Annotated in this window: 10 protein-coding genes and 1 pseudogene; 7 read left to right on the top strand and 4 right to left on the bottom strand. The window is 42.4% G+C overall.

Features of this window, described 5'->3' with window-relative positions; translation table 11 throughout:
* Positions 1-1041: 1041 nt before the first annotated feature.
* The 3 genes from purL to FTV29_RS15125 all read left to right on the top strand — a co-directional run bounded on the left by purL (position 1042) and on the right by FTV29_RS15125 (position 6326).
* Positions 1042-4875, top strand: a complete 3834-nt coding sequence (gene purL, locus FTV29_RS07230) for a phosphoribosylformylglycinamidine synthase (RefSeq protein ID WP_100329055.1) — start codon at positions 1042-1044, stop codon at positions 4873-4875.
* A 526-nt stretch (positions 4876-5401) separates the two neighbouring features.
* The gene (locus tag FTV29_RS07235) at positions 5402-5848 is read left to right on the top strand and encodes a hypothetical protein (protein WP_051064989.1); all 447 of its coding nucleotides are present in this window, start codon (positions 5402-5404) and stop codon (positions 5846-5848) included.
* A 352-nt stretch (positions 5849-6200) separates the two neighbouring features.
* Positions 6201-6326 carry a KGW motif small protein gene (locus tag FTV29_RS15125; RefSeq protein WP_252146096.1) on the top strand — a complete coding sequence of 42 codons (126 nt, stop codon included), beginning with the start codon at positions 6201-6203 and terminating at the stop codon, positions 6324-6326.
* A 209-nt stretch (positions 6327-6535) separates the two neighbouring features.
* Here the strand turns inward: FTV29_RS15125 and FTV29_RS07240 are convergent.
* Positions 6536-8234, bottom strand: a pseudogene (locus FTV29_RS07240) (FAD-dependent monooxygenase).
* 171 nt (positions 8235-8405) lie between these two features.
* On the opposite strand from FTV29_RS07240, the gene FTV29_RS07245 reads away from it, so the two are divergent.
* From FTV29_RS07245 to FTV29_RS07255, 3 genes are all read left to right on the top strand, one after another.
* Positions 8406-9281 carry a LysR substrate-binding domain-containing protein gene (locus FTV29_RS07245; protein WP_100329052.1) on the top strand — a complete coding sequence of 292 codons (876 nt, stop codon included), beginning with the start codon at positions 8406-8408 and terminating at the stop codon, positions 9279-9281.
* A gap of 29 nt (positions 9282-9310) precedes the next feature.
* The gene (locus tag FTV29_RS07250) at positions 9311-9628 is read left to right on the top strand and encodes a hypothetical protein (RefSeq protein ID WP_005097590.1); all 318 of its coding nucleotides are present in this window, start codon (positions 9311-9313) and stop codon (positions 9626-9628) included.
* A gap of 140 nt (positions 9629-9768) precedes the next feature.
* Positions 9769-11238, top strand: coding sequence for a carotenoid oxygenase family protein (locus tag FTV29_RS07255; protein WP_100357452.1), 1470 nt, complete (start codon positions 9769-9771; stop codon positions 11236-11238).
* Positions 11239-11464: 226 nt separating this feature from the next.
* Here the strand turns inward: FTV29_RS07255 and FTV29_RS07260 are convergent, their stop codons facing one another.
* Both FTV29_RS07260 and FTV29_RS07265 read right to left on the bottom strand, forming a co-directional pair.
* Positions 11465-12268 carry a nitroreductase family protein gene (locus tag FTV29_RS07260; protein ID WP_180075276.1) on the bottom strand — a complete coding sequence of 268 codons (804 nt, stop codon included), beginning with the start codon at positions 12266-12268 and terminating at the stop codon, positions 11465-11467.
* 73 nt (positions 12269-12341) lie between these two features.
* A complete protein-coding gene (locus FTV29_RS07265; RefSeq protein ID WP_180075277.1) occupies positions 12342-13142 on the bottom strand; it encodes an enoyl-CoA hydratase-related protein in 801 nt (266 codons plus the stop codon).
* A gap of 101 nt (positions 13143-13243) precedes the next feature.
* Here FTV29_RS07265 and FTV29_RS07270 point away from each other — a divergent pair, with 101 nt between their 5' ends.
* Positions 13244-13813: a nicotinate-nicotinamide nucleotide adenylyltransferase gene (locus FTV29_RS07270; protein ID WP_005097586.1), complete on the top strand. Its 570-nt coding sequence runs from the start codon at positions 13244-13246 to the stop codon at positions 13811-13813.
* A 5-nt stretch (positions 13814-13818) separates the two neighbouring features.
* On the opposite strand, the gene FTV29_RS07275 is transcribed toward FTV29_RS07270, so the two are convergent.
* A complete protein-coding gene (locus FTV29_RS07275) occupies positions 13819-14724 on the bottom strand; it encodes a LysR family transcriptional regulator ArgP (RefSeq protein ID WP_100329049.1) in 906 nt (301 codons plus the stop codon).
* Positions 14725-14800: the final 76 nt, after the last annotated feature.

Genomic DNA, 14800 nt, shown 5'->3' on the forward strand with positions numbered 1-14800 from the left:
GTTTCTATATTTTTATAGGAATTACAGGTATTTATTGCATGGTTTTTATTAGAATAAAGATGGATGTCAGTCAGAAAATGAAAAAGTAACAAAATTTTAATATTGCTTATTTTCTTCATTATGAGTAGTGATTTTTTTAATAATAGCCTAAAAAACTTTCATTAATTCATGTCTGATGATGCTTATATATTCTGAATTTTTGCATAAGAATAGAGACCGAGAATCAGTTTGAATTTAAGCTGTATATTTTCAATTGATTAGCTTGAAAATAACCTATTTCATAGAGGTAAAATAAGAAATTTTTAAATAAATTTGCTAAGTCAATATATTAATAACAAGAGGCTTAATATCCTGGAAATTTATTTGCTAAAATAGATCTATTAATTTTAAGTTTAGCTCTTTATTAGAAACTATGATTGAGGCTTATATGTGAGATTCAGGTATCTTTAAATAGAGCTCAGATATTAAGATGAGTGAGCGGGATAATCTGGGCTACCGGATATTATTGAAAGTTGATTGAAGCAGGCGATATAGTTTGCTCATACAGACAGGCTCGAAAAGGGAGAACAGCGGGGCAGAGTCTTAAATCCTGCAATGGAGCCCGGAATGGGGATAGCTGGATACAAAATTATTTCAGTAGTGCAACTCGCCGACAGAGAGATGAGCTAAAAAATGAACTCGACTGTTTCAGTCTATCCCGAGAAGCTTTAGCCTAGCCTTAATAAGTTTTTTATAACGGCTCAAGAATAAGTTCTGTACGCATTTTAAGTGGTCTTGCTGTTGAAAAATAATACAATTTTCTTAAGTGAAATTATTGTTAATCGGTTTTGATTTTTCTTTAACAAATTGTGTTAATCTACGCGACTACATTCAATTTTCCTGCCTGAAAATAAACACAATATTTTAAAAATACAGAATATTTCAGCCGTAGTTTTCGTATTTGCCATCTAGCCGATTTCCTTATTTCACAGTAGAATATGCGCTCTCTCAAGTCACATTGTGGCATGGTTGTTCAGACCATCCCGTGGAGCCAAAATCAGCATGTTTATCGTTGCCGGTGCACCCGCACATTCTTCTTTTAAGAAAACTCAACTATTATCGCGTTTGACGTCAATTAGTTCTGTTCAATCAATTGAAAGTCAATGGGTCTACCTCTTTGACCAAGCGCTCAGCGAGCAACAACAGCAATCAGCTTTACAGCTTCTCAACGATGGGCAATCTTTTGAATTGCACCAGGCTGCAAGTGATGAAATCCAAATTTTAGTGACACCGCGTGTCGGCACCATCTCGCCTTGGTCTTCTAAAGCTACAGACATTTTCAAAAACTGTAATACGCCGGTGCATCGTCTTGAGCGCGGCGTTTTATTTACGTTGAAGGGTCTAAAACACGTATCAAATGAAGTTCAACAGATTTTGCATGACCGTATGACTGAAAGCGTATTCAATGCGATTGAAGAGGCTGCGGTACTGTTTGTTGAAACAGCACCAAAACCACTGAACTCGATTGATATTCTGGGTGAAGGTAAAGAGGCACTGGTTAAGGCCAACAACGAATTTGGTTTTGCATTGTCGATGGAAGAAATTGATTACCTGACTGAAGCGTTTATCAAGCTGGGTCGTAATCCAAATGACATCGAACTGATGATGTTTGCACAGGCAAACTCTGAGCATTGCCGTCATAAAATCTTCGGTTCTGAATGGACGATTGATGGTGAAGTTCAGCCATTGTCATTGTTTCAGATGATCAAGAATACTTATAAAGAATCACCTACAGATGTATTGTCGGCTTATAAAGACAATGCTTCGGTGATTGTCGGTTCGGATACCCAGCGTTTTTATCCAACCAAAGAAGACAATGGCCAGCAGGTTTATAAATATAAGAGTCAAGCCGCGCATATCTTGATGAAAGTGGAAACTCACAACCATCCGACAGCGATTGCACCATTTGCCGGTGCTGCGACAGGTTCGGGCGGTGAAATCCGTGATGAAGGTGCGACCGGTCGTGGTGGTAAGCCTAAAGCAGGTTTAACCGGCTTTACAGTATCTAACCTGAACATTCCGGGCTTTGAACAGCCTTGGGAAGAAAACTATGGCAAGCCATCGCGTATGGCATCGCCGCTACAAATCATGATTGAAGGCCCATTGGGTGGCGCTGCGTTTAACAACGAATTTGGTCGTCCTGCCTTAAATGGTTACTTCCGTACCTTTGAACAAAACATCAATGGCGATGTTAAAGGTTTCCATAAGCCAATCATGATTGCCGGTGGTTATGGCAACATCCGTCCAGATCACGTTGAAAAAGATCCAATCTTGCCGGGCGATTTATTGATCGTGCTCGGTGGCCCTGCCATGCTGATCGGTCTCGGCGGTGGTGCAGCATCTTCTGTAGACAGCGGTAAACTCGGCGAAAACCTGGATTTCGCTTCGGTACAACGTGAAAACCCGGAAATGGAACGCCGTTGTCAGGAAGTGATTGATACTTGCTGGCGCATGGAAGACCAGAACCCGATCGTGTCTGTACATGATGTGGGTGCAGGTGGTGTATCGAATGCCATGCCTGAACTGGTGAATGACCATGAACTCGGTGCGGTGCTGGATCTGCGTAAGATTCCATCGCTTGAGCCGGGCATGTCGCCTATGGAGATCTGGTCAAATGAAGCGCAAGAGCGTTATGTACTGGCGATTCGTCCATCTTCTTTAGAATTATTTGAATCGATCTGTGCGCGTGAACGTTGTCCGTTTGCGGTACTCGGTGAAGCAACTGAAGCGCGTCACTTAACCGTTGAAGATCCGTTATTTGGCAACAAGCCAGTGGATATGCCAATGCAGGTAATGCTTGGTGGTACACCGCGTATGAGCCGTTCATATGAAACCATTGAACGCAAAGGCGATGATTTCGACGCGGCTAAAGTCACAGATCTGAAAGATGCGATTTATCGTGTTTTGAAAAACCCGACAGTGGCTTCTAAATCATTCCTGATCAGTATTGGTGACCGTTCGATTACTGGTATGGTGGCACGTGATCAAATGGTCGGTCGCTGGCAGGTTCCGGTGGCGGATGCTGCGGTAACAACGACAAGCCTAGTAGGCTACACCGGTGAAGCGATGGCGATGGGTGAACGTCCACCAGTCGCATTGCTCAATCCTGCTGCATCGGCACGTTTATCAGTGGCTGAATCAATCTCGAACATCATGTCTGCAAAGATTGAAAAAATCAGCGACATTAAATTGTCTGCAAACTGGATGGCTGCTGCAGGTCAACCGGGCGAAGATCAAGCGCTATTCGAAGGTGTAAAAGCCATCGGTATGGAAATGTGTCCAGCACTGGGTATCGCAATTCCAGTCGGTAAAGACTCATTGTCAATGCGTACCACCTGGAATGACGAAGGCGAAGACAAGTCTGTCACTTCTCCAATGTCAGGCGTGATTACTGCATTTGCACCTGTGACCGATGTTCGTAAAACATTGACCCCTGAATTGAAAAATGAAGAGTCGGTACTGGTTCGTATTGACTTGTCTAAAGGTCAGTTCCGTCTAGGTGGTTCGATTCTGTCTCAGGTGTATAAAGCAATCGGTTCTGTGACGCCTGATGTCGACAGCTTCGATGACTTCAAAGCATTTTTCGCTTTGGTTCAAGACTGGAACAACCGTGGTCTGATCAAGGCATATCATGACATCGGTGATGGTGGTTTATTGGCGACTGTTGCAGAAATGATGTTCGCATCACGTTTGGGTGTAGCACTAGAAGATCAATCAATTGCAAGCTTATTCGCTGAAGAAATTGGTGCAGTCCTTCAAATTGCCAAAGCAGACTGGGAAGCGCTACAAGCTGAAGTTGCAGCATCTACCCTGAAAGATGCCATTCAGGTGGTGGGTACGGTAAATAACACGGATCAGTTATCTGTAAACGGTCTAGTACTTGAACGGGCTGACCTGCAAGTGGCATGGACGGAAGTATCCCACCAAATCCAGCGCCTACGTGACAACGTACAAACTGCGGATCAGGAATTTGCTCTTATCACTGACAAATCTCATGCAGGTATCATTGCGAAACCGACATTTGATTTGAATGAAGCGATTGAAGCGCCGTACATTAATTCACGTCGTCCGAACATGGCGATTCTGCGTGAGCAGGGTGTCAATGGTCATATCGAAATGGCAGCAGCATTTGATAAAGTCGGCTTCAATACCGTTGACGTACATATGAGTGACTTGCTGGCAGGTCGTATCAGCCTGGATGATTTTGAAGGCTTAGTGACTTGTGGTGGCTTCTCTTACGGTGACGTGATGGGCGCTGGTGGCGGCTGGGCAAAATCAGTATTGTTCAATACTAAATTGCGTGACCAGTTTGAGAAATTCTTTAACCGTCAGGAAACCTTCTCGCTGGGTATCTGTAACGGCTGTCAAATGTTGTCTCAGTTGGCTCCGCTGATTCCGGGTGCTGATGCTTGGCCACGTTTCCACCGCAATACTTCTGAAGTGTTTGAAGCACGTGCGGTGAATGTTCGTGTGGAAAAATCAAACTCTGTATTGCTTCAGGGCATGGAAGGTTCGATTCTGCCGATCGCTGTAGCACATGGTGAAGGTCGTGCGGTTGCAACTGCGGAAAACTTTGCTGCGCTCAACGCATCGAATCAGGTGGTTCTGCGTTATGTAGATAGCTTGGGGAATGCAACACAACATTATCCATTGAACCCGAACGGCTCACCGGAAGGTATTACCGGTGTAACCTCTCAAGACGGTCGTGCAACAATTATGATGCCGCACCCTGAACGTAACTTCCGTGCGATTCAGCATTCTTGGAAACCAGAAGACTGGGATCAAGATGGTGCTTGGTTACGTATGTTCCGTAATGCACGTAAGTTCATTGGTTAATCGGTTTTAGATTAAAAAAGGGTTGCGTCAGCAGCCCTTTTTTTATGTATGTTTCGGAGTTAACATCGTTTAAATAATTCAAATAAGTAACCAGTTTAAATCATGAAAATATTTACATATTTTATCTTTGCATTATTGTGTTTTAGTGCAGATTATAACTTTGCAGATGGTGCATATTTAAAAATAGAAATAACGGCAATAACCATTTTAGGACTCGTTTCCTATAGTCTGGTTTATTTGACTCTCTTCGAAAAAATGTCGGATGAGCTGTATAGTCCACATTTAAAAATCATCTTGTGTTTAGCTTTGCATTTGATCGCTGTTGCGATCTTTTATATGAAATATCGTAAACACTACAGATCTACTAAATCATGAAAATATATTGAGATTCAGGATAGATGTTGAGCTTTTTGACAATGATGATGCATATAAAATAAAGAGGTACCTCATGCCAAGAATATTTATCAGATTCTCAAGGTGCATTTTACTTATTTCACTATTCACATTGGCGGGGTGTGATACATACATGTGGCGAGCTAATATCAAGCATTTAGATGAAATAAAACAAAGTGGTTATTTGCCGAAACTCAATCGTGATCGTGATATCGAAGGCCCTGATGTGAATCAAAACGGAATTCGTGATGATATTGATCTCTATATTGAAAAGAATTTTATAAATATGGAACAAAGACAGGCAGTAAAACAATTGGCTATGGTTCTGCAAGAGAGCTTATTACTCGATACTTCTCAGCAATACCCGCTACGAAAAATTGCATTTGAAAAATCGCGCGCGATAGGCTGCATTTACGAGCGTTTTTCTCAAGATACTTTGTACAAACCATCCAATGTCGTTCAGCATGTCATTGCAGTCACCACAAACACAAAACAGCGCTTTAAGGCGTATTTAGCTTTTAGTAAAGCGATGGATGGTAAAAGTATCACACTTCCAAATGAGAACTTATGTAATGAATAATTCAGGCTTACAGCAAAGTCACTTCTCATGTGGAAATATCAGAAAATTACTAATCATTAATTTTCTTAATTTTCAATAAATAACATTTAAAAATATTAACTTAATTATACTTTATGGAAAAATAATTTAAAAATATCTATAATTACTTAATTCGTATCCACCTTGGGGTGGATTTTTGCTTTTTAAGCATTCTGATTTTTTAATTTAACTTCTCCCACTGAACTTGGTTTAGATTTTGCTTTCATATTGTATATAAAGTGCTATGGTATGTTTTATGCACAACTTTATTGCACTATAAAAGAAAGATGGAATAGATCAGTTCAGTATCAATTCTCAAGTATGAGGTGATGACATGGCTAAAACACTTAGAATAATGGATAAGGCGGCAATGCGTCAGAAAGGTTGGATGTTGTTTGCTATTGTCGTAGGACTACAAATATTGTTTGTTGTGGGCAGTTATTTACTTCAAGGCTCTTAATTATCTGATTTAAAAAACCACCGTTGAGGTGGTTTTTTCATAAATTGTTAGACTTACTTTTTTATAAGAATATTCGTTACTTTGAAGGATGAGGGATATATTCCGTAAGGTAACCAAAATCCTTCGTCAGACTGATAGAATGACTATATCCCACAGGCTGACAGGTGACATCCATGTCGATGGTCAATTAAATATGATTGATGGAATAGTTAGATTATGAGTTGAACCTGCTTCAATACCGCCTTTAACGTATTTTCATAATCAAAAGATGCATTGGTACTGTCCTGATAACGCCAAGCCACATAACCATCTGGACGAACCAGCACCGCACCTGATTCATGAACTTCAGACTTGGCATTCCAAGTACCATAGACATCACGATACTCACGTGAACCAATCTGAATTACATCTAAATAAGGTAAATCTAGAGTCTCGGCAGCCAATCTCCAGCCTTTACCTGATAAACCTGTCAGTAAGGTAAAACGGCCTTTACCGCTAATATCCAAAGTGGATTGCTTTTGGCCTTTGCTATTGATTAGCCAGGTATGTGGAACTTTGGCACCCGGACGAGTCGTGGCTTGCAGATAAAGCTGTTCATCTTTGTCAAAGATCTCGGGCTCAGCTTCATTCATTACCGCATTTGAGCTATAGCGCTGATTCAGTTCAACACCTTGGGCATTAAATTCAAAATGCTTAATTTCAAGTGCTTCAAATAACTTTTTACGAATTTTGGCACCTTGCTCATCTTCAGCAAAAATACGTTCCAGCATTTGTTTTTGCGTAGTGATGCCTTGGTCAAAACCAAAGACTTCTTTTAAATGCTTATAGTCAAAACGGGACTGGTTGGCACGTGCGACAATCTGCTTGCCTACAGGCGCACGTTCAGACGTATATGAATCGAGGAGGGAAGGTGCGGCCCAACCTTTGATTGCATAGGTGAGTTTCCAGCCAAGGTTAAACGCATCCTGCATACAGGTATTTGAACCTAAACCGCTTGAAGGCGGGTGACGGTGTACAGCATCACCACCACAGAACACGCGGCCTTTAGAGTATTCAGTTGCCCAAGTCTGGTTTACATACCAGTAGGACAGTTTTTGGATTTCGACATCTTCCACTTCAGCGCCAACAAATGTATTCAGACGCGATCGAACCTGCTCGTCAGTCACTTGTGGCTCGCCTTTGGAAATATCAAAGCCCCAGCCCATAATCCATTCATTCCAAGGCGTAATGGCACGTAGCAAGCCCATGCCGAGATCACCAAAGCTGGCTTCAGGATTGACGATCCATTGCAGAATCGCAGGGCGGTGCTGAACATATTTGCTTAGATCGGCTTTAAAAGTCACATAGACTGTACCCGCACGTTGAGCGTGCGCCATCCATACCAATCAGATATTTGGCTCTTAAACTAAATTCTGTGTTGGTAATCCGGTTCAGGAAAGTAGCGGTGACACCATTTTCATCCTGAACATGCGATAAATATTCAGTATTGAAGTTATAGATTGCACCGCGCTCACCGGCATTCTTGACCAGTAAGGCTTCCATTTTCGGCTGAATCAAATCCACCAATGGACATGGACTGCCTTTGATATAGTCGCCATGACGTTCATCACCTGTGCCCCAAGCGCTTAAACGGGCAATTTCTTCACCGACCAGACTGGTGGTAATCAGGCTTTCGCCCATGTGTTCCCACGGTGTCGCAATTTCTTTGACTTGTTCTTCAATGCCTAAATCACGTAATACTTCCATAGCACGCTGATTGGTAATATGTGCACGTGGACTATTGGCCAGCCAGTTAAACTGTGTGAAGAGTTGAACTTTAATTCCATAGTTTGCCAGTGCTAAACCTAAGGTCGATCCTGCAGGTCCTGTGCCAATTACCAATACGTCAGTATCGTAATGCTGTGTCATACATGACTCCATGTGTCTGTCTGAAGAACAAGATTTGAATATATTTACAATCCAGTGTAGTGAAATTCAGGCAATACAATAGGAGTATTCATATAAACTATAGGTCTATTGAGATTCTTACTACTTTCTCGTTTGGCAGCTTAAAATGCCTGAGAATATGCGGCTGAGTTTATGGAACTTCGACATTTACGTGCTTTTTTAACAGTAGCTCAGGAACAGAGTTTTACCAAAGCAGCAGATAAGCTGTTCACGGCGCAGCCTTCTTTAAGTCAGCAGATTAAGGATCTGGAGCAGGAAGTCGGTGTAATGCTGTTTGATCGTTCATCCCGGCAAATCAAACTGACCGATGAAGGGCAAGCTTTTTTGATTCATGCTGAACAGGCGCTTGAAAGTGCCAAACTGGCAGTTGCCGCGGCGCGTCAGGTGGCGCAGCAGAAAAATAACCAGATCCATATTGGCTTTTTAAATGTTGCAGAACTGAAAGTGATGCCAAATATTCTGGCCAAACTGAAGCAGAATATTCCTGATTTAAAAATTCATCTGCATAGTCTGACCTGTATGGAGCAGATTCAACGCCTGAAAAATGCCGAGCTGGATTTGAGCTTTACCCGCTATTGTCTGCAACATCCCGATTTTGACAATATTCATTTAATGAATGAACAGATTTATCTGGTGGCAGCCGAGTATTTACATCCCACAGATCGGCCATTGAAGTTACAAGAACTGAAAAATCATCAGTTGATTATGTGTGAGCAAAATGCCTCGCCAGTCTTTTATGCGCAGTTGAATCACCTGATGTCTTTTGAACAATTGCAGCATGACCAAATACTGTGGGTTACCAATGTGTTGCAACATATTAACCTGATCAATATGGGCATGGGTTTTAGCTTCGTCCCGGAATATCTGCTGCGTTTTTTAAATGAGCATGTGAAAATCGTGCAAACAGATCAAGTCCTGCCACAATTAGGACTTTATGCAACATTTAACAAGAATTCTCATAATTCTGCATTGAATATTATTACCCAGGCACTGGACAATAGATCTTAAATAAGCCATTGAAAATGTTGAAGGGAAACATGCTAAAACTCATTTATTATGTACCAGATGAACATCTTGAAGTGACTAAGGAAGCCTTGTTTAAAGCGGGTGCAGGCGGCATCGGTGATTATACCCACTGTGCCTGGCAGGTACTGGGAACAGGACAGTTTAAAGCGCAGCAAGGTGCAGATCCTTATATTGGTGAAGTCGGGGAATTAGAGCAGGTTGAAGAGTGGCGAGTAGAAATGCTGGTTGCTGATGAAAAGGCGGTCGAGGTCGCCAAAGCTCTGAAAGCAAGCCATCCTTATGAAGAGCCTGCTTTTGAGTTTATTCAGCTCCTGGATATTAAAGTCTAAACGTGCAACCTTATTGCTGCTAGAAGTAATGGTGCGCATCGTGTTTTAGCGTACCATCAGCTTATCTGTTTAAAATGATTAACCTCCTTTTATGAGTATAAAATCAGTCATCATCATAAAAATAAAACAGGAAAATAATAATGCAGTGGTCAAAACAGCTCGGCAATATCCTCAAGAATACGCTCAGTAAAACTATCAAACATGGTGCGGGAATCCTGCATAGCCGCATTCCCTATTCTCATGACAATCCCTATCTGGATGGGATATTTGCGCCACAACGACAGGAGCATTTTGCTACTCAATTGATGGTAGAAGGGCAAATTCCTGTAGAACTGGAAGGTGCGCTGATGCGGATTGGCCCGAATCCGATCACGGTAAAGAACCCACGAAATTATCACTGGTTCACCGGTGATGGCATGATTCACGCGCTGAAACTCAAAGCTGGTGAAGCACATTGCTATAAAAGTGCTTATGTCGGATCGGCCAGTGTGCAGAAAAAATTGCATAGACCACAGATTTCAGGGAAAACGCGTGGAATCGCGGATGCGGTCAATACCAATATCATCCACTTTGCCGGGAAAATCTGGGCACTGGTCGAAGCGGGGGCTTATCCGATCGAAGTAAATCGTGAACTGGAATCAAAACGGCATCAACTTTTTGAAAATGATCAGGATTTACCGTTTACGGCTCATCCGCATATCGACCCGGAAACAGGAGATATTCATGCGGTTTGTTATGATGCCTTGAATCATCATCAGGTTTTTTATTTACATATTGATGCTCAAGGCAAATTGCAACATCATGTCGAAATTCCAGTCAAACATGGCCCGATGGTGCATGACTGTGCCATTACTCAATCTCAGGTGCTGATTCTGGATTTGAATGTCAACTTTTCTATGCGTAGTGCCTTAAAAGGCTCATTACTGCCCTATCAATGGAATCCTAAACATCAGGCTCGTATAGGTATGCTGCCTTTTGGTGGCAGTGCGGCAGACATCCGCTGGTATGAGATTGATCCCTGTTTTATTTTCCATACGGTCAATGCTTATGACCTGAACACAGGTGATGTAGTGATGGATGCAGTGGTACATTCCCAGGCACTGGTCAGTTCCATTCAGGGACCAATAGAAGATCAGGAGATTCGGCTGGAAAGATTGATCTTCGAGCAGCAAACAGGAAAAGTCACTCGAACTGTATTATCCAATATCAAGCAGGAATTTCCGCGGATCAATGAAGCCTATACAGGGCGACCTTATCGCTATGCCTATAGTGTTTCCTTTGCCGGCTTTGATGATCCTTATCATGTTAGCAGTAATACACTCTTGTACCATGATCTGGAAACCGGCAGTACAGCAAGCTATTCCTTTGGAGCAAACTGGGTTACAGGTGAGGCAGTTTTTGTCGCCCGAGAAGGTGCTCAAACAGAAAATGATGGCTGGCTGATGTCTTATCTACACGCCTTGGATGGCAGTCCATCGAAAGTGGTGATTTTAGATGCGCAATATATTCAGAAGGGGCCTATTGCCACGATTCATTTACCGGTTCGTGTACCCGTCGGATTTCATTGTAACTGGATGGATGACCGGAAATTGAGAACTTACTATTCTTAGATTTTGATGATGCATAAGCACTTTGGGTGCTGGCACAGTCTCATATCGCGTGAAGATTTAAATCTTTATTTAATAGGTTGATGTTACTTTGAAGGATAAGAAGGGTATGTCTAAATTAACCGAGATCCCCGGTTAGGCAGAAAATTCATTTCTGAATCTCTGCCTAAGAGTGGTATTCATATCGCCAAGAATATCAAATCAAGGATTTATTCTTTTATTGCTGCTGTTAAACTTTCTGGATAAACAACTCACGATCAAAACGGTATTGCGGGAAGAACACGCCGTCTTTGGCGCGTTCACCTGCACCAATCACCATGACTGGATATTGCTGATCATTTAAGCTCAAGATATCGCGTACCATCGGTTCATCAAAACCTTCCATCATGCAGCTGTCAAAACCATAAGCACGTAAGGCCAAGACCAGATTTTCGCAAGCCAGTGCCGTTGTTTTGGTTGCCCAAAGTTTGGCATCACTTGGACTAAAGGCAGAAACAGGCATCTGTTTATCTAAAGTGCGGGCAACTTTGAAAGCCACTTTTTTAAAGTTGCCAAAGACATTTAAATAACCGGTTTTATAGTTATATGGAATGTATTTATAGTATTTTTTGATGGCAGCTGGTGCTTCCGGATATGGAAATTCATTGACATTCCGTTTGGCCATTTCATCAATACGGTCGGTACGTGCCACACAGATAATCAGCTCAGAAGCCGTTTTTGCTGCCAGTTGGCTCATGCAGGCTTTGACCAGTCGCTTTTTCTTCGCCGGGTTTTGTACCACATAAAATGTCCAGGGCTGCAAGTTTGACGAATTGGGAGCCAGCAACGCCAGATCCAGACAAGCATCAAGTACATCTTCTGGAATTGGTGTTTTGGTAAATTTACGCACTGAACGACGACTTTCGATCACTTTACGGAAATTATCGACATCAATATCCTGTGGAGCAGGTTCATAATAACGTTTTTTATCAGGATTGGCGCTATCAATGGTTTCAGGAGACTGGGCAATAATGGATGAATTTTCAGTAGACATATTCTTTATTCTTACAGGTAAAGGAATCAATGAGGCAGTCTAAACCAGCTCATTGAGATCCTAAGTTTGAAAATTAGTTGAATTGTGTGAAATCAGGTTTACGTTTTTGCATAAAAGCTTGTACGGCTTCCAGCATTTCCGGAGAGCCAACGCGCTGCATGAAAATTTCTGCTTCATGGTCGATGCAGGCCACAATTTCATCCAGATTATGTTTCATCAAGGCTTTGGTTTGCTTCAAAGACGCCAAAGGTAATGCTGCTAAAGTCTGCGCCTGTTTTTGTGCAGCCGCATAGGCATCTTCTTCAATACTATTCACCAGACCGGCACCGAGTGCTTTTTCGCTATTGAATTTTTGTGCAGTCAGCAATAATTCAGCCGCTTTATGATAGCCCGCCTGCTGAATCAGCAATTTGCTTGAAGCGCCTTCAGGCGATAGGCCCAGACTGACAAATGGAATCTGGAACAGGGCAGTATTGTCACTATAGACCAAGTCACAATGCAATAAGATGGTTACCCCAATCCCGATTGCAACGCCACGTACCGCTGCAATTAAAGGCTTGGAAAACTTGGCAGCCGCTTTGAGTAAAATAAAGGGCGGGCCTTCAGCCGCAGGGGCCTGACCTTTTTTCACAGCAGATTTCATGAAATCCTGCATATCATTGCCCGCGCTAAAGTCCGTGTCCTGACCGCGTAACACCACCACACGCACCTGATTGTCCTGATCTGCTTCATCGAGCGCTTGAGCAATCCATAAATACAGCTCGCTGTATAAGGCATTTTTCGCTTCCGGGCGATTGATGGCTAAAGTGAGTACGCCATGTTCTAAATTCGCATGCAAATGCTCATGAGGTTGTTGAATACAGCTCAGTGTCATCGTACTATCCTTGCTTTAAAACTTAATTTGATTTTATGAGATTGATTATGTCGCATATTTATTGGGGCGGCACAACTCATGAGTCATAAAAATGATCTGTTATGAACTATACATTTGATTATCTGGTTTTCATTGGCCGTTTTCAGCCTTTTCATCTGGCGCATATGCAAACCATTCAGATTGCTTTGGAACACAGTCAAAATGTGATTTTGGCCCTTGGTTCTGCGCAGAATGAGCGCAATATCAAAAATCCATTTCTGGCTTCGGAACGTGAAGCCATGATCCTTGCAAATTTTAGTCCGGAAGATCAGGCGCGGATTCAATTTGTAGAAGTCATTGATGTTTATAATGATGAAAAATGGCAAAAACTGGTGAAATCGCTGATAAATCAGGCCATAGAACCGAATGCCAAAGTCGGACTGATTGGACATTTTAAAGATGATTCTTCATATTATTTAAAATTTTTCCCGGAATGGGAAATGGTCGAACTGGAAAGCCTAGAAGGTGCTTTATCCGCTACGCCGATGCGTGAAGCTTATTATCGCGGTGAAATTCAACGGGATAAATTTCCACAAGGCACGATTGAGTTTCTAGAGCAATTCCAGCATACCGAAACCTATCAGCAACTCAGTCAAAAATTTGTCCAGAAGGATAAAAGCAATCTGGCCTGACTCGATCAGATGGCTAGAGGCTGATTCATGGTGGTCTGAGCATGCTGTTTTAAACATTCACCCAGAATCGCCAGAGCAGGAGACTGCTGTTTCCAGTGATGCCAATACAAGGGGACTTCAATTCGCATTTCACCGGAAAGTTCAATCAATTGTCCTGATTCCAGCAAATGCCGGGTTTGATAATCCGGCAACCAGCCATAACCCAAGCCCATGACAATGGCATCAAAAAATGCATGCGTCGATGGAATAAAAAAGTGAGGATATTGTGCCGGACTCAGGCCAAATTCTTGCTGGATATACTGGGTATGCAACTGGTCTTTTTCATTAAACAGAATCGCCGGTGCGTGGCGTAAGGCATCACGATGTATTCCTTGTTGAAACCAGTTCCGGGCAAATTCAGGCGTGGCAACCAGACGGTAGTGCATTTGTCCAATCCGCTCGGCCAGACAGCCTTTCATGGCTTTGGCTTCAGTGCTCAAACAGGCATTGACCAGTCCGGCTTCCAGTAAATGATGGGTTTGTGATTGGTCATCCAGTTGAAAATGCAGCACAATTTTATGCTGGATCAGTTGGGCTTGTAAGGTCGGCAATAACCAGGTCGCAAGTGAATCGGCATTGGTGGCAATATTCAGACAGTAAAAACCTTCCTGTTGTACCTGTCCGCCCAAATCCTGCATCAAATTCTGTTCTAGCAAACGCTGATGCTGTAAATAATGCAATAAAGTTTGTCCAGATTGAGTCACGCGACAAGGCCGGTCTCTCACCAGCAGCAAGTGTCCCAATTGTTTTTCCAGACTCTGAACACGAAGGGTCACTGCTGAGGCAGTAATATTGAGTTGTTCTGCCGCCAGATCAAAACTTCCAGTTTTTGCAACTGCGTAAAAAGCATCACATTGTTTCGCATTCAGCATCGCTACAATCTAAGAAAAATTTAGTTAAATTGATATTAACTTAGTTTTAATGAATAGCTTCCTTTTTGTTGAATAA

The sequence above is a fragment of the Acinetobacter sp. YH12254 genome, from assembly GCF_013417415.1.
Classification (GTDB): domain Bacteria; phylum Pseudomonadota; class Gammaproteobacteria; order Pseudomonadales; family Moraxellaceae; genus Acinetobacter; species Acinetobacter pseudolwoffii.

Coding starts and splice junctions, on each gene's coding strand:
- FTV29_RS07260 (WP_180075276.1), bottom strand. CDS start 12,268: ATGTCTACTGAAAATTCATCCATTATTGCCCAGTCTCCTGAAACCATT.
- FTV29_RS15125 (WP_252146096.1), top strand. CDS start 6,201: ATGGCTAAAACACTTAGAATAATGGATAAGGCGGCAATGCGTCAGAAA.
- FTV29_RS07265 (WP_180075277.1), bottom strand. CDS start 13,142: ATGACACTGAGCTGTATTCAACAACCTCATGAGCATTTGCATGCGAAT.
- FTV29_RS07250 (WP_005097590.1), top strand. CDS start 9,311: ATGCTAAAACTCATTTATTATGTACCAGATGAACATCTTGAAGTGACT.
- purL (WP_100329055.1), top strand. CDS start 1,042: ATGTTTATCGTTGCCGGTGCACCCGCACATTCTTCTTTTAAGAAAACT.
- FTV29_RS07235 (WP_051064989.1), top strand. CDS start 5,402: ATGTGGCGAGCTAATATCAAGCATTTAGATGAAATAAAACAAAGTGGT.
- FTV29_RS07245 (WP_100329052.1), top strand. CDS start 8,406: ATGGAACTTCGACATTTACGTGCTTTTTTAACAGTAGCTCAGGAACAG.
- FTV29_RS07255 (WP_100357452.1), top strand. CDS start 9,769: ATGCAGTGGTCAAAACAGCTCGGCAATATCCTCAAGAATACGCTCAGT.
- FTV29_RS07275 (WP_100329049.1), bottom strand. CDS start 14,724: ATGCTGAATGCGAAACAATGTGATGCTTTTTACGCAGTTGCAAAAACT.
- FTV29_RS07270 (WP_005097586.1), top strand. CDS start 13,244: ATGAACTATACATTTGATTATCTGGTTTTCATTGGCCGTTTTCAGCCT.